Origin of the sequence: Salinicola aestuarinus (assembly GCF_003206645.1) — a bacterium.
Classification (GTDB): domain Bacteria; phylum Pseudomonadota; class Gammaproteobacteria; order Pseudomonadales; family Halomonadaceae; genus Salinicola; species Salinicola aestuarinus.
On sequence record NZ_PZJP01000008.1, the window covers coordinates 136,161 to 154,483 of the forward strand.

The window sequence follows — 18,323 nt, forward strand, 5'->3', positions numbered from 1 at the left end:
GGATTTCGCTCGCGTAGCGACTTGCACCCGCTCGCCTTAGCCCCCATTTAGGCTCGATTACGCCGTATTGCCGCTCTGGTGGCTCACCCATCCTATTGTAAGCCGAGGAAATGCTGTAATGGCGCAGAGCTCAAACCAGACGATCACGCTTCCGCTGCTACCGCTTCGTGACGTAGTGGTATACCCGCAGATGGTGATCCCCCTCTTCGTTGGTCGTGAAAAGTCCATTCAGGCGCTGGAAACGGCGATGGAGAGTGACAAGCGAGTGCTCCTGGTCGCGCAGCGGGAAGCCGCGCATGACGACCCGGGCGCAGACGACCTGTTCACCGTGGGTACCGTTGCGGAGATCATGCAGCTGCTCAAACTGCCCGATGGCACTGTCAAAGTGCTCATTGAAGGCAGCTATCGAGCCGACATTGGTGAGATCCACGAAACCGATGGCTTCGTTACCGCCGACTTCGAGCAGCGTGACAGCGAGCCGCTCGGTGAGCGTGAACAGGAGTCTCTGGTGCGAGTACTGCTCAATCAGTTCGAGCAGTACGTCAAGCTGTCGAAGAAAGTGCCCAGCGAAGTGCTGTCGTCGCTTCAGGAGATCGAAGACCCCAGCCGGTTGGTCGATACGATCTGCGCACATCTGTCGCTGAAGATCGACGATAAGCAGGAGCTGCTCGAGATGGATCGCGTGCGCGATCGTATCGAGCACCTGATGGCGTTGATCGAGTCGGAAATCGATCTACTCCAGATCGAGAAGCGGATTCGGTCACGCGTCAAAGATCAGATGGAGAAGTCTCAGCGGGAGTACTATCTCAACGAGCAGATGAAGGCCATCCAGAAAGAGATGGGCGAGCTCGAGAATACCCCCAACGAGGCAGACAAGTACGAGCAACGCATCAACGATGCCGGTATGCCCCAGGAAGCGGTCGACAAGGCGACTCAGGAGCTCAACAAGCTCAAGATGATGTCGCCTACGTCGGCCGAGGCGACGGTCGTGCGCTCGTACCTTGATTGGGTGCTGTCCGTGCCCTGGAAGAAGCGCACCCGGGTCAAGCATGACCTGCCGCATGCGGCGAAAGTGCTGGACGAGGATCACCACGGGCTCGACGAGGTCAAAGAGCGAATCCTCGAATATCTCGCGGTCCAAAAACGGGTGAAGAAGCTCAAGGGGCCGGTCCTGTGTCTCGTTGGCCCGCCTGGTGTGGGTAAGACGTCGCTTGGGCAGTCGATTGCCCGCGCGACCAATCGCCGCTACGTGCGATTGGCCCTTGGCGGCGTGCGTGACGAGTCCGAGATTCGCGGTCACCGCCGCACCTACATTGGTTCGCTGCCGGGTAAGCTCATTCAGCGCATGAGCAAGGCGGGGGTTCGCAATCCGCTCTTTCTGCTGGATGAAGTCGACAAGATCGGGATGGACCATCGTGGCGATCCCTCCTCGGCGCTGCTGGAAGTGCTCGATCCCGAACAGAACGACAAGTTCAACGATCATTACCTCGAGCTGGATTACGATCTCTCGGACGTCATGTTCATCTGCACGGCGAACTCGATGAACATCCCCGGGCCCTTGCTGGACCGCATGGAGATCATTCGGCTGCCGGGCTATACCGAAGATGAGAAGCTGGCGATCGCCAAGCGCTATCTCATTCCGAAGCAGCTCAAGGCCAATGGGCTCAAAGAGGGCGAGCTGACCTTTGCAGATGAGTCAGTGCTGGAGCTTATCCGCTACTACACCCGTGAAGCCGGTGTTCGCGAGCTCGAGCGACAGGTCGCCAAGGTGTGCCGGAAGGTGCTGCGCGAGCGCATTGAAGCCGAGAAAGGTCAGGGGGCGCAGTCCGGGCAGACGCTGGCCTCAGAGGATGTCGAACAGTATGCCGGGGTTCGACGTCACAGCTACGGGCTTGCAGGGCAGGAAGATCAGGTCGGGCGTGTCACAGGTCTTGCCTGGACTTCGGTCGGCGGTGAACTGCTCTACATCGAGTCCGTCGTGACGCCGGGTAAGGGGCGGCTCAACAAGACAGGTTCGCTCGGCGATGTCATGAAAGAGTCCATCGGGGCCGCACAAACCGTTGTTCGCGCCAGGGCAGCTCAGTTTGGTATCGACTCGGAGCGATTCGAGAAAGAGGACCTGCACATCCACGTACCTGAGGGCGCGACGCCCAAGGATGGACCCAGCGCCGGCGTCGGAATGGTGACCGCCATGGTCTCGGCCTACAGTGGACGACCCGTGCGGTGCGACGTGGCGATGACGGGCGAGGTCAATCTTCGCGGCGAGGTCATGCCCATCGGTGGACTCAAGGAGAAATTGCTGGCCGCTAGGCGTGGTGGTATAAAGATCGTTCTTATTCCTGAAGAGAATCGGCGCGATCTCAAAGAGGTCCCCGATAATATCAAGAATGCGTTGGATATTCGGCCCGTCAAGTGGATCGACGATGTCCTGTCGGTAGCGTTGATATCCTGGGCCGAAGGCGAAGAGAAAAGTGTCGAAGAGGGCACGAATTCGCAGGCTAACGTCAGTACTCATTGACACGGCGATGATAACGCTTTTCCAGCGTGAAGCCTGATGTGGCGCGGTTTTTCTGGTGATCTCGATTGACAGCAGGATTGGCGCATTGCTATAAAATGCGCACTTGTTGTGGTCGAGATCGCATTCAATGACTGCGCATCGATTCCTGTCAATTTCGTATACAGTCAAGGGGTGAAGTGTGAATAAATCCGAGCTGATTGAAGCCATTGCCGCGTCCGCCGATATTCCGAAGGCTGCCGCGACTCGTGCGCTTGATGCGATGATCGAGTCGGTAGCGGATAGCCTGAAGAAAGGTGATTCCGTGGCACTGGTTGGGTTCGGGACTTTTTCGGTCAAGGAGCGCGCCGCGCGTACTGGCCGTAACCCGCAGACTGGTAAGGCGATTGAAATCAGCGCTGCGAAAGTACCCAGCTTCAAAGCCGGCAAGGCGCTGAAAGACGCCGTCAACTGAGGTTGATTGTGCCGACTGCCGGCCATCGCAAGCAGTATCGTTGTGTCTCCTGCTTGTGATCGAGTTCGGTCAAGATAAGCGCATCGCTAAGCGATGCGCTTTTTTTATGCGCCTGGGTCGCATTGCCGTCACTTGATCCTCGTGATCAAGCTGTCTGCAGCAACCGGGACGTTGTACGATGCGAGCGCAACAACGAGCAACCGACATGCGAGGACAGCATGCTGCAGAGAATTCGTGAAGGTTCCCAAGGGTGGGTGGCGAAGCTCATCGTGGGGGCCATTATCGTAACGTTCGCCCTTTTCGGGGCGGAATCGCTGGTGGGCTACTTCACTGCGGGTAGCGATGACGTCGCTACCGTGAACGGAGAAGGTATCAGCCCGCGGGCGGTCGAAACCCAGGTCCAGCGTGGCATTCGTTCGGGTCAGGTCCCGCCCGAGCAGGAGCGTCAGTACCGCGGGCAGGTCATCGATCAATTGATTCGACAGCGTGTGCTGGATCAGTATGCCGAGAATGGCGGGCTTCACCTGTCTGATGACCAGCTGGATCAGCTGATCGTCTCGATGCCTGAGTTTCAGGACCAGCAGGGTCGGTTCTCGAACGAGGTGTTCACTAACCGGCTGGCGCAGGCTGGCTATTCGCCATCCTCTTTCCGTCGAGAGCTGCGTGCCGACACCCTTCGTCGTCAACTACAGGCTGGCGTCGCCGGTGCCGCCTTTTCGCTTCCGAGTGAAAATCAGCGCCTGAAAGCGCTGCAGCAGCAGCAACGTACATTCCGCTTCGCGACCCTCACGGCCGCCGATCTGGAACAGCCGGTCGATCCGCAGCCTGCCGACCTCGAGCGTTACTACTCGTCGCATCAGGACGAATTCGTTAGGCCGGAAGAAGTGAAGGTCAACTATCTCGTACTGAATCAGCAGGATCTCACCGACGATATCGATATCGACGAGCAGATGCTGCGTGACGCCTATGACGCCGCACGTGAGCAGGCGCCGCGGGAGGTGTCTCAGATTCTGGTGACGTACGGCGATGAGCGGACGCAGGCTGAGGCGCGTGAAAGGCTCGAGCAGGCCCAGAGCAAGCTGCAGAGCGGAGTGGATTTTGCCGACGTCGCTCGGGAGTTTTCCGATGATACTGGCTCTGCAAAACAGGGCGGGGCCATGGGGTCGGTAACCAGCCAAGATGATTATGGCGGTGATTTCGTCGACACCGTGCTCGGGCTGGATGTGGGAGACGTCTCAGGCATCACGCAGTCCGACTACGGGTTGCATCTGCTGAAGGTGACCGGAATCGATATTCCCACCTTCGAAGAGGACCGTGACGCTCTGGCACGCCAGTTGCGGCAGAGTCAGGCGCGAGCTGCCTTCCAGCAGCGGGTGCAGCGATTGACCAACGATGTCTACGAGTCAGATGATCTGGCCAGTGTCGCGGATGAACTGGATCTGACGCTTGAGAGTAGCGACTGGCTATCGCGTGACGGCGGCGCTGATGGCGTCCTGTCCAATCCGGATGTCCTGGCGGCAGCGTTCTCACCCGACGTGTTGGAAGATGGCTACAACAGCGATGTCATCGAGACCGATACCCAACAGCGAGTCGTCGTGCGTGTCACGGATCATCGTGAGGCAAGTACGTTGGCGCTGGATGACGTGCGAGATCGTGTAAGCCGTGCCGTCGAACGACAGATGACGCAAACCCAGCTCGATGAACTCGCCGGTCGCTGGCTCGAACGACTTCGCAGCGGCGAGTCCGTGGACGCTGCCAGCTGGCAGCAGGTGGAAGCCAGCACGCGCGATGAGGCCTCCGCACCGGCTGCGGTAGTGAACGAAGCCTTCCGACTGCCACGGCCCGATGCTGATGTCCCTTCTTGGGGCCGTGTTGCCCTCGAGGGGCGTGTCGCCCTTGTGGGTCTCGAGTCGGTGTCGGCCGGAGACGCCGAAGACGACGGCGACTTCTCCGCCGAGCTTGCCACACGATTGCGCGCGCAGAGCGCCATTCAGGGCCTTGATGACACCCTGCAGGACGAGGCAGAAATCGACCGTCGATAACGGTGTGCAGCCAACCGTCTACCGCGTTGGCGAAACATGACTGACCCTCCTAGGCTGAACGTCTCAAATCGTTCAGCCAGGAGGGTTTTTTCATGGCGACCAGCCGATACTTCGCGCTCAATCAGTTTCCGCAAGGCATGCCGCGTAGAGAAGATTTCACGCTGCACGAGGTGACGCTACCGGCGCTGGATCACAACGAAGTGCGTATCCAGAACCGTTGGCTATCCGTCGATCCCTACATGCGCGGCCGCATGACCGGTGCCAAAACGTATATTGAACCCTATGAGCTGGGGCAGCCGATGGACGGCGCGGCCGTGGGCGAGGTCATCGAGTCGAATCACGCGCAATTCCAGCTTGGAGATACGGTGCGTCATATGGGCGGCTGGCGCGATGTTGCGCAGCTTCCCGGCAGCGATATAGAACGCTTGCCCGAGTATGAGGTTCCTCCTCAGGCCTTTCTTGGCGTACTCGGTATGCCGGGCATGACCGCCTGGACAGGGCTCAATCGTATCGCGCGCATGCAGGAAGGCGACCGCGTCCTGGTCAGTGCGGCTTCCGGCGCCGTGGGGTCGCTTGCCGTGCAGCTCGCCAAGGCTGCTGGCTGTCACGTCGTCGGTGTCGCGGGTAGTGACGACAAGTGTCAGTGGCTCGAGGAGCACGGGATACAGGCGGTCAATTATCGGGGCAAAGATGCCGCCGCACTAACCGACGCTCTTCGTGACGCGTCTTCCGAGGGCTTCGATGTCTATTACGAAAACGTCGGGGGCCCGCTCTTGGAAGCTGCACTTGCCAATCTGCGGGACCATGCACGTATTGCGATCTGTGGATTGATCGATCGTTACAATGACACTGAAGCCGGCGCGGGGCCCAGCAACATCAACCAGCTTCTCTTTCGCAAAGCGAAGATGGAAGGCTTCATCGTGATGGAGCACTGGGGTTACTACACTGAATTTCTGAGCCAAGTCGCGCCTTTCGTTGAAAAAGGTGCGATCGACTATCGCGAGACGGTCGAGGAGGGGCTTGAAAGTACGCCGGATGCGTTCATCAGACTTTTCCAAGGCAGTAACTTTGGCAAGATGCTCGTCAAATTGACTGGCTGATATTTTATACCGTTACCTTGAGTCAGCGAACACCGTTCATCCTGTCTCTTTTTCCCAGCGGGCGAGAATCGTCAGTGCCTCTTCTCGGCTATCGCCGCAAAGCTCGGGGTCGTGATCGAAGCGGAGACACACCGCCGGTCGCTTTGGGTCGCCAAACAGTCGGCAGAGGTTATCGTCGTCGAGATTGATGCAGCGAACGCCGGCGGGCTTACCCGCCGGCATGCCGGGAATGGAAGAGGTGATGGACGGTGCAATACAGCAGGCACCGCAGCCGACCCTACAGCTCATTGTGGAGCCCCTGACTTAACGTCATCGTCCCACGGCCTCGGCGAGAGCACCCTTGTCGATGCCTTCGAACGCCTGGACGCGAATGGAACCGGGGGTGGTTTTGGCGACGTTGCGTGCGATCCATGCGGCGATATGCTCGACGGTCGTTGGCGAGTCCAGCACATGGCATTGGGCCTCGGGCATCCGGAGTTGAAACTGCCCCTGGGCCGATCGGTAACGCACCGTGAGTCGCTCATCGGCGTCGCGGACATCGGCAATGTCGCTACTGTCGACCAGATAGCTGTTATTCAGTATCGTCGACCAGTGTTCCTCCAGATCGATATTACGCTCACCGTCCTGCCAGATCCGTAGATGCGATCGATGCCCGTGGGCGATTCGCTGGCAGTTGCCTGCGTGGTGCTTCAGTCCGTGGCTGTAACGATAGATAGCGCCGTCCGGCGTCTCTTCACGCAGCCGGATTCGAATGGCCTCGACTCGTGTAGGCAGTCGCTTGTTCAGCTCCTGACTAATATGCGTTTCGATGCGTTCGGCCGTGACCTGTGCCCAAGGAAGGAGAGTGAAGGCTTGGCGCGGGGCGCGGATGTCGATCGAGTAAGGCAGTTCCGCCGTGAGGTGCAGTCCCTCGAGGCACTCCTCGACCTTGACCCCGCCGCCATGACTCGGCACCAATAGCGTGTGATCGACACCTGCGTCGATGCGAGACTTGATCCAGGGTTTGACCTCGCCGAAATCGAAGAGCATGCCGTCTTCACCGAGCTCGCCGTCAAGTTCGACATCAACGTGCCAGCTGGCGCCCATCAGGCCGTGCTGTGGAGACCAGATCGACACATCGAGGTTGGTCAGGTTGTTAACAAATAAGGTCATCAGTCGATTCCCGCAATTTTGTGAGTCTGCAGCGAGAGTCGCCATTCGGGGTGCGTCATGCAGTACTCGACGGCTTCTTGCATGGGCCGACGATCCGATGCAATCGTGGTATGTGAGAGATCCATCGGCTGCAGATAGAAGTGTTCGAACGCCATCGTTACGAAGTCCGCCGGGTCGACGCCCACCTGAGGATAAACCAGTTTGAGTTCATGGCCGTGCGTTTGAACGAGGGCGTTGGTGCCTTTAGGGCTGACGCAGATCCAGTCGATGCCGAGCGGTGCCTCGAGCGTGCCATTGGTCTCTACGGCGATCTCGAAGCCACGCGCGTGCATGGCATCGATCAGTGCCGAATCCAACTGAAGTAGGGGTTCACCACCGGTGAAGACGACGTAGCGCTTGGCGAGATCCCCAGCCGCTTCTGGCCAGAGCGCCGCCAGGTAGTCGGCCAGTGCGTTGGCGTCAGTGAAGCGACCGCCGTTCTGGCCGTCAACGCCGAGGAAGTCGGTGTCGCAAAAGGTGCAGCGAGCCGTTTGACGATCCTGCTCTCGACCGGACCATAGGTTACACCCGGTGAAACGACAGAAAACGCTGGCGCGTCCCGCCTGGCCGCCTTCGCCTTGCAGAGTGTAGAAAGCTTCTTTGACGCTATACATGTCGAGCTCGTTGCAGACCTAGAGTGGATGCAGTGCAGGCGTTAACGTTCGACGTCGACTGCCTCGACGTTCGAGACCCAAGTGAGGCCGGTCGATCACGCGTAGGGAAGGGGGTCCGTTTCACCCCAATGGGCGAAGGCGGCGAGCCGTTCTCGGCAACTGCCGCACTCGCCGCAGGCCTTCGCTTCACCGAGATAACAGGTCCAAGTCTTGGCATAGTCCAGACGCATCTGGATTCCCTCTTCGAGAATCTCTGCCTTGGTGCGCTCGAGGTAGGGCGCGCGAATCTCGACCGCCTCGAAATTGGCGATGGCGGCCACATCGTTCATGCGTTGCACGAACTCCGGCCGGCAATCCGGGTAGAGAACGTGGTCACCGCCATGGGCGCCGTAAAAGCAGATCGAGGCACCGATGTTCACGGCATAGCCTACCGCCAGCGACAGCAGGATCATGTTCCGGTTGGGGACGACCGTATCCGTAAGATTGTCACCGTCGTACTCACCTTTTGGAATCTCTCGATCCGGATCGGTCAGCGCGGAATTACCGACTAGCTGATGAATCGCGCGGATATCGACGACTCGGTGGGAAATATCGTTCTCACGACAGACCGAAGCTGCGACTTCAAGCTCCTTGGCATGGCGCTGTCCATAATTGAACGAGAGCGCGTGAACGCGATACCCCTCTCGAATGGCGCGATGCAGCACGGTATATGAATCCATCCCGCCGGAGTAGATCACGACGGCGGCAGGGCTATGGGAATCCTTGGCGGAAGGCATACGGTCAACCTATGAGAGATCTTCTGCCCGCCGGGCCGCATGGGACGCCGGCGACGCGCTGCGCTCGCCACTGAGCGGAGTCAGAAAGCGCCGTCTAAGCTCGGGCAGGGGCAGTTGCTGAGAAATGAGGTGCAAGAGCTTACAGAAGGCGGCTTCGGTCGTCATGTCGTCGGCGGAAAGAACGCCTATCTCGTTGAGTATCTCGCCGTTGGCATAAGCGCCGATGGTCACACCGCCGACTGGACACTGGCTAACCGCCACTAATGTCTTGCCGGCCCCCACGGCGTGAGCGAGGGCCGCTATCAGCGCAGGGTCCTCGGGGATATTACCGCTGCCCCAGCACTCGAGTACGGCACCACGGACCGAATCGATGCTCAGCCACTGAGTCATGAGCGCGGCGTCGATGCCCGGCCAGAGCGGTAGTCGAACCACGCTCGCCGTGGCAGGTAGTGGGAGCAGTTCAAACCGCGGGGCGCCCTGCGCGGGGAGGCACCGCTCGGTGTAAAGTCGCGGCTGTCCTTCGACAATCTCCCCGAGCACGGGATAGTTGGGTGTCTCGAAGCCACGGGTATCGTGCGTATAGGTCTTGCGGGCCCGGCTACCGCGAAGCAGACGCCCATCGAAGACGATTCCGACTTCGCGAAGCGTGTCGGAGGCGGCAAACGCCAACGATGCCTCAAGGTTCGCCAGCGCATCGCTTGAGGCCGCACCGAGCGGCTGTTGTGATCCGGTGATGATGACTGGCTTGGTCAGGCCCTGGAGCTGGAAGGCCAGCGTCGAGGCAAGCCAGGCCAGCGTGTCCGTCCCGTGAAGAATCACGAACCCGCTGTATTCCTGATAGCACCCCGCGATCTGCTCGGCGATGCCAGACCAGTCCGACGGCTTGGCACTGCTCGAATCGATGGGCGCGGCGCTCTCCTGAAGCTCGTACAACGGTAGTGCCGCACGCCGCTGCATCGGTAGTGTGGCAAGTTCCGACTCCATGAGGTTGGCGAAGTCGACGCCCGGTTCTAATCCCCGCGGACCGGGTCGCATGCCGATCGTGCCGCCGGCGTAAATGACCAGTATGCGGCTAGTGACCTCCACCGTATTCTGCACGGAACTCTTCTCCCCGGCGCTAGAGTTCGTGACCACGAACGACCTGGCAGATCGAAGCGAACGTTCTGGCTTCCGGGGGATGATCGAGGTCGACGCCGAGCGAGCGGCTGATGTCGGACGCCGAGATCAATCCGCGCAGGCGAGCGCCGCCCTCGTCATCGGGTTCGGTGATCAGCAGGTGTTGATCACCCGAAGATTTCAACGTCTCGACCAGATCTCCGACGCTTGCGTGGGAGATGCGGGTGTAGGCGAGAGAGTGGAGTTCGCTTCGCGGTGTCTGGATCATCTCGATCGTCACCTCGTCACGATCAATCCGATGCTTTTGCATGGCCAGCGTGACACGTCGACCGCCAATCAGCTCCTGAGCGTTGATGACACCCGTGAAATCGCCGTGGGCATTGATCGCCATTAGAAGCCGAACGCCTGCCTGCTTCATCGTGTCGAGTGCTTGGGCAACCGAACTTGAGGTGGACACCGTGTGGGGCTGGCTGACGCTGAAATCGGTCAGGAGTAGAACAGCAGCGCTGTCCAGCGTGACGGTCTGGGTGACGTCGGCCTTTGGATGAACGATACCGTTGACGCCGTCAAGACTATCCAGCGTCAGCGTCGTGAAATGAATTTTGGAAGGATGTGGTGTATTGGCCATCGCTAAATCTCCCTGGTAAATGATGCGACCGGCGGAGTCGATCCGGTGAAGTGGTCTAAGCCGGCATGACAGGTGACGTCGGCGCTCCGCGAACACGCCAAACGTAGAGGGTGTCCCTGTCAGGCGCGATTACCGCTCAAAGATATTGATGCAGGTCACCTCGAACGCTATCGAGGAAAGTGATGAAGCGCGTGTCGCGAGCGTCGTCCTGGCGATCGGCTCGGCAGCCGAGTTTCATCGACTTGCTGACCAGCAGCTCGTCGTAGATATCTAGCGTCACCTTCTTTGGACTGTCCGCGGAAGGTTGGATGTCGCCCTCCTCGAGAGTGAAGGTCTCGAACAGTGTGGCGCGGATGCGGGTGGTCCCGCCTTCCGCCAGGACTCGGCGCACGAAAAGCCAGCCTTCACAGGCCAGGTTGTCGCCGTCGTCGCGTTGGCGCTGGAAAAGCGTGCGGTAGCTTGCGCCTTCCTTGGCGGCGCGATCCGCCATGCTGCGGTAAGCCTCGGTGACACGCGAGGCCATGGCACCCGTCTCCGCCAGTTTCTGCACCGCTGCCCGATGTTCGCGTACCAGCTGTTCCTGTCGCTGAAAGCGCAGCCACATGCGATAGTCGGCCTGCAGGGAGTTCGCGTCCATGTGTGCTCCTGGTAGTCACGGATTGTCAGCCGCCTATGATCGCTCATCCGGTCTCTCTATGACCACCCAAAGGGTGAATTGCTCCTTGCGCACCGATCGAAGAGCAGCATCACTCAATTTCTGCTGTCGGCGGACCTCTCCGGATCTAAAGTTTTGCTCTCTATCAGCCGATGAGGCGATTAGACCGCGGAAAGCCTACCTTCTCCGCGATTACGGTTATCCGTGGCGTGTTACAAAAGGCGCCAGTCATTGGGAGAGACATCATGGCGAGCATATCGTCCCTCGGTGTAGGGTCAGGGCTTGACCTCAACGGCCTGCTCGATCAGTTGCGGAGCGCTGAGAATCAAAAACTCACGCCGATCGTCGACCAGCAGAAGAGCTACAACACGAAGCTGTCCGCATTCGGGAAGCTCGAGAACTCTCTCGAGTCACTCCGCGATTCGCTCGATAAGCTGAACGATGCCGAGACGTTCTCTGCCGTGAAAAGCTCCATTTCCGGGGACGCGGTATCCGTTACCACCACCAGCGATGCGGTGGCCGGTCGATACGACATCGAGGTTTCTCAGCTTGCCAAGGCACACTCCATGGCGTCAGCCCCCGGCCAGTTCGAAGGGCCTGAATCAGCGTTTGGCTCTGCGGGACAGCTGACGCTGGGTGACGGCGATACGGCAGTCACGCTGGATTACAGCACTGACGACACGCTTGCCAGCTTCACCAAGAAAATCAACGATGCTGACACCGGTGTCTCCGCCTCGATGGTCAACGACGGCAGCGGCTACCGATTGGTGCTGACAGCCAAGGAAACGGGCACTGAATCGGCGATCAATGTCAGCGACACCGGTAGCGCCTTCGGATTCGCGACCACCGTAGAAGCCCAGGATGCCAAGCTCAACGTCAACGGTGTCGACATCGTGAGTCAGTCCAATACCGTCGAGGAGGCGTTGCAGGGGGCGACGCTGGAGCTGACCGGGACCACCGAGGCGGCGACGCTATCGGTCTCGAAGGATACAGAGTCGATGGAGGAGGCCGTTCAGTCCTTCGTCAAGGCGTATAACTCCTTCCAGACTACCGCCGACAGCCTGACGTCCTACAACACTGAAACCGATGCGGCAGGCGCACTGCTGGGTAACTCGACGATGCGCAGCGTTGAGTCCCGGCTTCGTGAAGCCTTGAGTTTCGGCGCTGGCGGCGACGCGATTTCCCGGCTCTCCGACCTCGGGATCGAGAGAGAGCGCAACGGCCAGCTCAAGGTCGACGATGACAAGCTCAGCGCGGCGATTACGTCCGATAGTGCCGCCGTCAGCCGGTTCTTTGGTGGCGAAGACGAGGACGGCGGCTTTGCCGGTAGCTTCAATGGCAAGCTGGACTCGATTCTCGACGAAGGCGGCCTTCTTGAATCGGCCACCAACGGGATCGACAGCTCGTTGGAGCGAGTGAAGGACCGCTACTCGCGCACCCAGGACACCATCAACTCGACGATCGATCGTTACCGTAAGCAGTTTTCCCAGTTGGACAGCATGGTCGCGCAGATGAACTCGACCAGTAGCTATCTCACACAGCAGTTCAACTCTCTCAACGCCCAGCTCAACCAGTAATAGCGAGATGACAATGATCAATAGACGTGGCGCGGGCGCCTATGCCCGAGTAGGCGTCGAGTCGTCGGTGATGTCTGCCGATCCTCATCAGCTCATCGTCATGCTGTTCGACGGTGCGCAGGCTGCCATCAGTAGTGCCAAACTACATATGGAAGATGGCAATCGTGCGGCGAAAGGCGCGGCGATCTCCAAAGCGATCGATATCGTCAATAATGGACTGGCGGCTGCACTCGATCATGAGAAAGGCGGCGAGATATCTGGCAATTTGGGTCGTCTTTACGATTTCGTCGGGCGACTGCTGCTCCAGGCCAATCTCAAGGATGACCCCGAGGCGTTAGATCGGGCCGCGGCAATTCTCGACAACATTGGTGCCGGCTGGCGAGAGCTTCGTCAAAACTCGGCCCCGCTTGCCGAAGGAGCGTGACATCATGGCCCAGCAAACCTCATTAGCCGACCGCTACGCAGAGTTGCTGGAGGTTTCCACACGCATGCTCGGCTATGCCGAGCAGCAGGAGTGGGAGGCTCTGGTGCAGTGCGAGGCTCGCTATCTCGTCGAGCTCGATCAAGTTCGAGCGCTCGACGCCGTGACGCAGCCCTCGGACGCCGAGAAGCGTGAGAAGCTCGCGCTGCTCGAGCGCATTCTCGAGCAGGATGCCCGGACGCGTGAGCTGCTCGATGCGCGGCGGGAAGAGCTGAGCCAGTTGCTGGGAGACTCGAGACGCCAGCAGGCCGTCAGTCAGGCCTATCACGGCGGCGTGAGTCACATGGCCTCCAGGAATCGCACGGTTACTGCCGACGAGCGACCGTGAGCGGCATTACGCCGATTCTCGACACCTTGCTGCACCAGGTCCTAGGCAAGCGTGTCGACACGCCGGTTGCGAAGGATCTGCCGGAGCCGGTGTCTGCCAAGAGTTCATCGGATGCCATACAGGGATCGCGTAGTGATTCCCGGCTGCATCAGGAGGCTCAGAATCGGCTGGTAAATGTCGCGCCCACCAAGGGAGACGCTCCGCCTCTCGGCAACTCGGTGGCGCGCAGCGATCCGCCTCCCGCCTCCGCGCAGACGCATCTGAGTCGAACCGCCGTCGATATCGCGACGCTCCTGGCCAAGTTCCCCAGCCCGAGTGGCGCGATGCCCCCCGCGCGCGCCGCGCTGCTGAACCAGATGCCTACCCAAGCGACAACGCTGGCTGGCGCACTGAAAGATGGGATAGCGTCCAGCGGTGCTTTTTATGAGTCTCATCTGCTGCGCTGGTCTCAAGGGCGTCTTCCCGTTCAGGCGCTGTGGCGTGAACCCCAGGCATGGCTTTCGCTGACGTTTCGGCCGTTACCGAGCATGCCAGCGCCTCTCGCGCCGCACGCTAACGCCTGGCTTCAGAGCCGTCAGCAACCCGACGCGAGGGGAGAGTCTTCTCGGCTTGCGAATCCCTCGCCGGGTGGTCGCGCAATGTTACTTGACCTGCCGGTGAACCCGGTGAGTTCACGCCCCCAGGGTCGCGCCAGCGCCCCATTTCTTGCGCCTACCGATATGTCGATGCCTAAAGCGATTGAGACGGCAATGTCGACCCTGGAGAGGACGTCGACGGTTCGCGCGCATCAGCTCAGCACACAGTCCGCTCCTGAGTCGCTCCAGACGATTGTCAGGCACCAGTTGGAACTTCTGGTCTCGCCTCAGATCCAGTGGTCTGGCGAGCTTTGGCCAGGCGCTCCCGTCACCATCGAGCTGCTGCCGCTGGTCGAGTCGGATGAGGAGGAGGGGGCGCAGTTTGAGGATGACCAGGAGTCCGCTTCTCGTTGGCGGGCCCGAGTTCGCATGACATTGCCGGAGCTTGGTGACATCACGATCGTCTTGGAAAACGCTGGCCGCGATTGGCAGATCGATATACTGCCAAACTCGGTCGAGGCCGTCGCGCCGCTGCAGCGCAGCGTCGATGAGCTGTCGTCGCGTTTCCATCGTGCGGATATCGAGGCGAACATCCGCTTGCGAACCGATGAGGTGAGCAATGACTGACAGCCGTCACGATCGCAAGCGCGCTGTCGCGCTTGCGTATTCCGGCGAACGCCACGACGCGCCCCGCGTCGTGGCGAAGGGGCAGGGGGACGTCGCTGCACGCATCCTCGAGACCGCCGACCAGGCAGGGATTTACGTTCACGACTCTCCGGAACTCGTAGCGCTTCTGCTCCAGGTCGATATTGACGAAAGGATCCCGGAGACACTCTATCAAGTCGTCGCTGAGCTGCTGGTGTGGATCGGTGAGGTCGATCGGTTGGGGGTGGACGAGTGAGGTTTGCCTGCCTCGAATCGACCTGCGATACCGCAGGCGATCGGGTTTGGCAATCAAGGGTTACAGAAGCTGGGTTCGCAAATTTTTTGCGAGATGTTGACGGTCACAACATCTGGCGCCAAATCAGTAGTTTATAAAGAGATATACAGGGCTGTTTCGAGCGAGAGGTTTACCCAAAAATAATTTTGGTAACAAAACTTGCTTTTGTTCACGAAAAAGTAGCAAACTGCGTTCATCATAAAGAACTGATCTAAGCACGCTTACTATTTCAGTCGGCTGTAAGGACAGTGAAGAGTGCCCGCCATAAGGGCATCGATAAATACGCAGGGACTACCAAAATGACTTCGAATAGCCTGATCGACGATATTCAAGACCTCAACCTATCGTACTTGCTGCTCGTACAGCGCTTGCTGAACGACGACCGCGAGTCAGCGATGTTTCGGCTCAACCTGGATGCCGAATTAGCGGATACGATCGGTTCACTCTCCATCCGACAGTTGACCCAGTTGTCGCGCACCAACCAGCTGCTTTGCCACTTGCGGTTCACGAGCGCCGACCAGGTCAATCTGCTGCTCCACAATCCTCGCGCCCAAGGCCTGAGTCAGACCCATGCATCGCTACTGATGGCAGGCGCCGACCGCGCTGTCGTCTCTTCTTCGGAGGCCTGATCATGGCGGACAAAAGTCTTGTCGGTGAAATGCTCCAGGTGCAGCTGGCGATCGAGCTGATCGAGTTGGGCGCTCGGCTCCAGGTGCTGGAAACAGAGACCGAGCTGAGTCGAGGTCGCTTGATCAAGCTCTATAAGGAAGTCAAAGGCATGTCGCCGCCCAAAGGCATGCTTCCGTTTTCCGCTGACTGGTTCATCACCTGGCTGCCGAATGTTCATTCGTCGCTGTTCTACAACATCTATCAGCGACTGAACGAAGAGCTCGGCTGCGAGCGCATGTCGGCGTTCGTCAAGGCCTATCGACTCTACCTGGAGCAGGTCGAGCTTGATGGTGCGGAGCCGACGCTGGGGCTGACACGAGCTTGGACGCTGGTGCGCTTTTTCGAAAGCGACCTGCTGCAACTGACCCGTTGCAACAGCTGCAGGGGCGATTTCGTTGCACACGCTCACAGCCCGCGCCAGGGCTACGTTTGCGGCATTTGCCAGCCGCCTTCACGCGCCGGCAAGACGCGTCGTGCCAAAGCCGCCAATGCCGAGGCGCTAGACGCCGCAGGCGGTAGCAGCGAGTCGCAGGCACCGCAGCGTCGTGTCGCGAACTAGGGTCTTGCCAAACCCGCAGTATCTGTAGTGGTGATTTCAATGGACGGGCCCTGGGCTCGTCCATTGTCGTTTCTGTCTGTCTGATTTCCTTCCAGAAGCCTATTCCCATGGACGGCGCTCCTTTGCGCCCACGCGTGGGTTCGGGCGACCGTCGGGTTATCGGTGTCGTTTTGGCGTCATCGTGAAATGGACCTCAAGCCTGACACCGCGCTGCCGATAGAGAAAGCAAGTTCATTTGTCCCATTTCTGGAGCGCGCCCTGTGTTGATTCTGATTGGATACGCTGTCGTTCTGGCTAGTGTCTTCGGTGGCTACGTCTCCATCGGCGGCCATCTGGGGGCCCTGTTTCAACCGGCCGAGTTCGTCATGATCATCGGCGCCGCGATTGGGGCTTTTATCTGCGCCAACAACGGCAAAGCGATCAAGGCCACCTTGCGCTCGTTCTCCAAGCTCAAGCGAACCAAGCGCTACAACAAGTTGATGTACATGGAGCTGATGGCGCTCCAGTATCGCTTGCTGACCAAAGCACGTCGTGACGGCATGCTGGCGATCGAGCGAGACATTGATGCCCCTCAGGAGAGTGCCATCTTCGCGGATTACCCGAAGATACTCTCCGACCCCATGATCATGGCGTTTTTGACCGACTACCTGCGTCTGATGGTCAGCGGCAACATGGATCCGTTCGAGATCGATGCGCTCATGGAACACGAGATCGAAACCTTCCAGCACGAAGCTGAAATCCCTTCTCACTCCTTGACCGCCGTCGGCGATGGTCTGCCGGCCTTCGGTATCGTCGCTGCGGTCATGGGAGTGGTTCACGCACTGGGGGCTGCCGATCAAGGGGCCCAAGTGATGGGTCAGCTCATCGCTCAGGCGCTGGTTGGTACCTTCGTCGGCATCCTGCTGGCCTACGGCTTCGTCACCCCCGTGGCGCAGCATCTTTCACACCAGGTGAATGAAGCCACGAAGATGCTGCAGTGCATTCGCGTAACGCTGATGGCGAGCCTCAATGGGTTGGCGCCGCAGCTCTCCGTGGAGTTTGGCCGCAAGGCGCTGTTTACCGCGGTCAGACCGTCCTTCAGTGAGCTCGAAGAACACGTTCGCTCGAGTGGTCAGACGCTCAAGAGTACGGGGACGGACAACGCATGAGCGAAGGAGAGCGTCGACCCATAATCGTCAAACGACGTCGGGCCGGAAAAGCCGGCCACCACGGCGGGTCCTGGAAGATTGCCTACGCCGATTTCATGACCGCGTTGATGGCGCTTTTCCTGGTGCTCTGGATCCTGTCGACGGTCAGTGAAGACGAGCTCAAGGGGATCGCTGAGTATTTTCGAACTCCGCTCGCCGTGGCACTCACCAATGGTGACCGAAGTTCGGCGAGCACCAGCGCAATCCCTGGTGGAGGCGCCGATCCGACGGCTTCCGAGGGTGAAGTTCGCAAAAGCGATGACGGCCGCCAGCGCATTCGCCCGAGTGACGAGCAGCGGAGCCTGCGGGCCCTGAGGGATCGGTTGCAAAGCGTCATTCAGAGCGACGCGCAACTTCGCGAGCTCAGTTCGCAACTCCGTATGGACTTTTCGCCCGAGGGGCTGCGTGTGCAGATCGTCGATAGCGACCGACGGCCCATGTTCGAGATCGGTAGTGATCGCCTGGCTTCCCATATGCTGACGATCCTGCGGCGCATCGCGCCGGTTCTTAATGAGATGCCGAACTCGATCAGCATCAGCGGGCACACCGACGATCTTCCCTATGCCGGTGGTGAGAAGGGCTACAGCAACTGGGAGCTGTCGGCGGATCGTGCCAATGCCTCGCGACGTGCACTCATCGCCGCCGGGCTCGATTCGGAGAAGTTACTTCGCGTGGCCGGGATGGGATCGCGGATCCAGCTACCCGACACCCGTCCAAGCGATGCGGTGAACCGTCGTATCAGTATCGTTGTGCTCGACAAGCGGGCCAGTCGCGCCATCGAGGATCAGAACAACCTCTCTCTCCCAGACATGACGCCGCCGGACGCATTTACGGCAAGCGACAGCGAGCGAACGCAAGACGCCACGGGCTGACATTGGCGTCTCGTTCTACACAGGACTTTCCCACTGGTGGGTCT

General features: G+C 59.5%; 20 protein-coding genes. 13 read left to right on the forward strand and 7 right to left on the reverse strand.

Annotation, left to right across the window (positions count from 1 at the left end):
- The first annotated feature begins 118 nt into the window (after positions 1 to 118).
- The 4 genes from lon to DOM41_RS12585 all read left to right on the forward strand — a co-directional run bounded on the left by lon (position 119) and on the right by DOM41_RS12585 (position 6,111).
- Positions 119 to 2,518 (forward strand): endopeptidase La, encoded by a 2,400-nt coding sequence (gene lon / locus DOM41_RS12570; RefSeq protein ID WP_110687209.1) that lies wholly within the window; start codon positions 119 to 121, stop codon positions 2,516 to 2,518.
- 178 nt (positions 2,519 to 2,696) lie between these two features.
- Positions 2,697 to 2,969, forward strand: coding sequence for a nucleoid-associated protein HU-beta (gene hupB / locus DOM41_RS12575; RefSeq protein WP_110665532.1), 273 nt, complete (start codon positions 2,697 to 2,699; stop codon positions 2,967 to 2,969).
- 218 nt (positions 2,970 to 3,187) lie between these two features.
- On the forward strand, positions 3,188 to 5,011 hold the full coding sequence (locus tag DOM41_RS12580) for a SurA N-terminal domain-containing protein (protein ID WP_110687210.1): 1,824 nt from the start codon (positions 3,188 to 3,190) through the stop codon (positions 5,009 to 5,011).
- Positions 5,012 to 5,103: 92 nt separating this feature from the next.
- On the forward strand, positions 5,104 to 6,111 hold the full coding sequence (locus DOM41_RS12585) for an NADP-dependent oxidoreductase (RefSeq protein ID WP_110687211.1): 1,008 nt from the start codon (positions 5,104 to 5,106) through the stop codon (positions 6,109 to 6,111).
- A gap of 36 nt (positions 6,112 to 6,147) precedes the next feature.
- On the opposite strand, the gene DOM41_RS12590 is transcribed toward DOM41_RS12585, so the two are convergent.
- The 7 genes from DOM41_RS12590 to DOM41_RS12620 all read right to left on the reverse strand — a co-directional run bounded on the left by DOM41_RS12590 (position 6,148) and on the right by DOM41_RS12620 (position 11,073).
- Positions 6,148 to 6,399, reverse strand: coding sequence for a YkgJ family cysteine cluster protein (locus DOM41_RS12590; RefSeq protein ID WP_110687212.1), 252 nt, complete (start codon positions 6,397 to 6,399; stop codon positions 6,148 to 6,150).
- A gap of 21 nt (positions 6,400 to 6,420) precedes the next feature.
- Positions 6,421 to 7,263 (reverse strand): 6-pyruvoyl trahydropterin synthase family protein, encoded by an 843-nt coding sequence (locus DOM41_RS12595; protein WP_110687213.1) that lies wholly within the window; start codon positions 7,261 to 7,263, stop codon positions 6,421 to 6,423.
- Positions 7,263 to 7,916 carry a 7-carboxy-7-deazaguanine synthase gene (gene queE / locus DOM41_RS12600; protein ID WP_110687214.1) on the reverse strand — a complete coding sequence of 218 codons (654 nt, stop codon included), beginning with the start codon at positions 7,914 to 7,916 and terminating at the stop codon, positions 7,263 to 7,265. Before queE ends, DOM41_RS12595 begins: the two co-directional genes overlap by 1 nt.
- 95 nt (positions 7,917 to 8,011) lie before the next feature.
- Entirely contained in the window at positions 8,012 to 8,692 is a 681-nt protein-coding gene (gene queC / locus DOM41_RS12605) for a 7-cyano-7-deazaguanine synthase QueC (protein WP_110687215.1), read from the reverse strand.
- Positions 8,693 to 8,701: 9 nt separating this feature from the next.
- Entirely contained in the window at positions 8,702 to 9,790 is a 1,089-nt protein-coding gene (locus DOM41_RS12610; RefSeq protein ID WP_245391834.1) for an asparaginase, read from the reverse strand.
- 19 nt (positions 9,791 to 9,809) lie between these two features.
- Positions 9,810 to 10,436, reverse strand: a complete 627-nt coding sequence (locus tag DOM41_RS12615; protein WP_110687216.1) for a CBS domain-containing protein — start codon at positions 10,434 to 10,436, stop codon at positions 9,810 to 9,812.
- A gap of 136 nt (positions 10,437 to 10,572) precedes the next feature.
- Complete coding sequence (locus DOM41_RS12620; protein ID WP_110687217.1) at positions 10,573 to 11,073, reverse strand: hypothetical protein; 501 nt, start codon at positions 11,071 to 11,073, stop codon at positions 10,573 to 10,575.
- 263 nt (positions 11,074 to 11,336) lie between these two features.
- On the opposite strand from DOM41_RS12620, the gene fliD reads away from it, so the two are divergent.
- The 9 genes from fliD to motB all read left to right on the forward strand — a co-directional run bounded on the left by fliD (position 11,337) and on the right by motB (position 18,279).
- Positions 11,337 to 12,668: a flagellar filament capping protein FliD gene (gene fliD / locus DOM41_RS12625; protein ID WP_110687218.1), complete on the forward strand. Its 1,332-nt coding sequence runs from the start codon at positions 11,337 to 11,339 to the stop codon at positions 12,666 to 12,668.
- 13 nt (positions 12,669 to 12,681) lie between these two features.
- Positions 12,682 to 13,092 carry a flagellar export chaperone FliS gene (gene fliS, locus DOM41_RS12630; RefSeq protein WP_110687219.1) on the forward strand — a complete coding sequence of 137 codons (411 nt, stop codon included), beginning with the start codon at positions 12,682 to 12,684 and terminating at the stop codon, positions 13,090 to 13,092.
- A 4-nt stretch (positions 13,093 to 13,096) separates the two neighbouring features.
- Positions 13,097 to 13,477 (forward strand): flagellar protein FliT, encoded by a 381-nt coding sequence (locus DOM41_RS12635; protein WP_110687220.1) that lies wholly within the window; start codon positions 13,097 to 13,099, stop codon positions 13,475 to 13,477.
- A complete protein-coding gene (locus DOM41_RS12640) occupies positions 13,474 to 14,679 on the forward strand; it encodes a flagellar hook-length control protein FliK (RefSeq protein WP_110687221.1) in 1,206 nt (401 codons plus the stop codon). The genes DOM41_RS12635 and DOM41_RS12640 overlap by 4 nt, the downstream gene beginning before the upstream one ends.
- The gene (locus DOM41_RS12645) at positions 14,672 to 14,953 is read left to right on the forward strand and encodes an EscU/YscU/HrcU family type III secretion system export apparatus switch protein (protein ID WP_110687222.1); all 282 of its coding nucleotides are present in this window, start codon (positions 14,672 to 14,674) and stop codon (positions 14,951 to 14,953) included. Before DOM41_RS12640 ends, DOM41_RS12645 begins: the two co-directional genes overlap by 8 nt.
- A gap of 338 nt (positions 14,954 to 15,291) precedes the next feature.
- Positions 15,292 to 15,621 carry a flagellar transcriptional regulator FlhD gene (gene flhD, locus DOM41_RS12650; RefSeq protein WP_110687223.1) on the forward strand — a complete coding sequence of 110 codons (330 nt, stop codon included), beginning with the start codon at positions 15,292 to 15,294 and terminating at the stop codon, positions 15,619 to 15,621.
- Positions 15,622 to 15,623: 2 nt separating this feature from the next.
- The gene (flhC, locus tag DOM41_RS12655; protein WP_110687224.1) at positions 15,624 to 16,220 is read left to right on the forward strand and encodes a flagellar transcriptional regulator FlhC; all 597 of its coding nucleotides are present in this window, start codon (positions 15,624 to 15,626) and stop codon (positions 16,218 to 16,220) included.
- A 260-nt stretch (positions 16,221 to 16,480) separates the two neighbouring features.
- Positions 16,481 to 17,368, forward strand: coding sequence for a flagellar motor stator protein MotA (gene motA / locus DOM41_RS12660; protein ID WP_110687225.1), 888 nt, complete (start codon positions 16,481 to 16,483; stop codon positions 17,366 to 17,368).
- Positions 17,365 to 18,279: a flagellar motor protein MotB gene (motB, locus tag DOM41_RS12665; RefSeq protein ID WP_110687226.1), complete on the forward strand. Its 915-nt coding sequence runs from the start codon at positions 17,365 to 17,367 to the stop codon at positions 18,277 to 18,279. Before motA ends, motB begins: the two co-directional genes overlap by 4 nt.
- Positions 18,280 to 18,323: the final 44 nt, after the last annotated feature.

Excerpts from the sequence above, each read along its gene's own strand:
- lon (WP_110687209.1), top strand. The coding sequence starts at position 119 with ATGGCGCAGAGCTCAAACCAGACGATCACGCTTCCGCTGCTACCGCTT.
- DOM41_RS12580 (WP_110687210.1), top strand. The coding sequence starts at position 3,188 with ATGCTGCAGAGAATTCGTGAAGGTTCCCAAGGGTGGGTGGCGAAGCTC.
- DOM41_RS12585 (WP_110687211.1), top strand. The coding sequence starts at position 5,104 with ATGGCGACCAGCCGATACTTCGCGCTCAATCAGTTTCCGCAAGGCATG.
- DOM41_RS12590 (WP_110687212.1), bottom strand. The coding sequence starts at position 6,399 with ATGAGCTGTAGGGTCGGCTGCGGTGCCTGCTGTATTGCACCGTCCATC.
- DOM41_RS12595 (WP_110687213.1), bottom strand. The coding sequence starts at position 7,263 with ATGACCTTATTTGTTAACAACCTGACCAACCTCGATGTGTCGATCTGG.
- queE (WP_110687214.1), bottom strand. The coding sequence starts at position 7,916 with ATGTATAGCGTCAAAGAAGCTTTCTACACTCTGCAAGGCGAAGGCGGC.
- queC (WP_110687215.1), bottom strand. The coding sequence starts at position 8,692 with ATGCCTTCCGCCAAGGATTCCCATAGCCCTGCCGCCGTCGTGATCTAC.
- DOM41_RS12615 (WP_110687216.1), bottom strand. The coding sequence starts at position 10,436 with ATGGCCAATACACCACATCCTTCCAAAATTCATTTCACGACGCTGACG.
- DOM41_RS12620 (WP_110687217.1), bottom strand. The coding sequence starts at position 11,073 with ATGGACGCGAACTCCCTGCAGGCCGACTATCGCATGTGGCTGCGCTTT.
- fliD (WP_110687218.1), top strand. The coding sequence starts at position 11,337 with ATGGCGAGCATATCGTCCCTCGGTGTAGGGTCAGGGCTTGACCTCAAC.
- fliS (WP_110687219.1), top strand. The coding sequence starts at position 12,682 with ATGATCAATAGACGTGGCGCGGGCGCCTATGCCCGAGTAGGCGTCGAG.
- DOM41_RS12635 (WP_110687220.1), top strand. The coding sequence starts at position 13,097 with ATGGCCCAGCAAACCTCATTAGCCGACCGCTACGCAGAGTTGCTGGAG.
- DOM41_RS12645 (WP_110687222.1), top strand. The coding sequence starts at position 14,672 with ATGACTGACAGCCGTCACGATCGCAAGCGCGCTGTCGCGCTTGCGTAT.
- flhD (WP_110687223.1), top strand. The coding sequence starts at position 15,292 with ATGACTTCGAATAGCCTGATCGACGATATTCAAGACCTCAACCTATCG.
- flhC (WP_110687224.1), top strand. The coding sequence starts at position 15,624 with ATGGCGGACAAAAGTCTTGTCGGTGAAATGCTCCAGGTGCAGCTGGCG.
- motB (WP_110687226.1), top strand. The coding sequence starts at position 17,365 with ATGAGCGAAGGAGAGCGTCGACCCATAATCGTCAAACGACGTCGGGCC.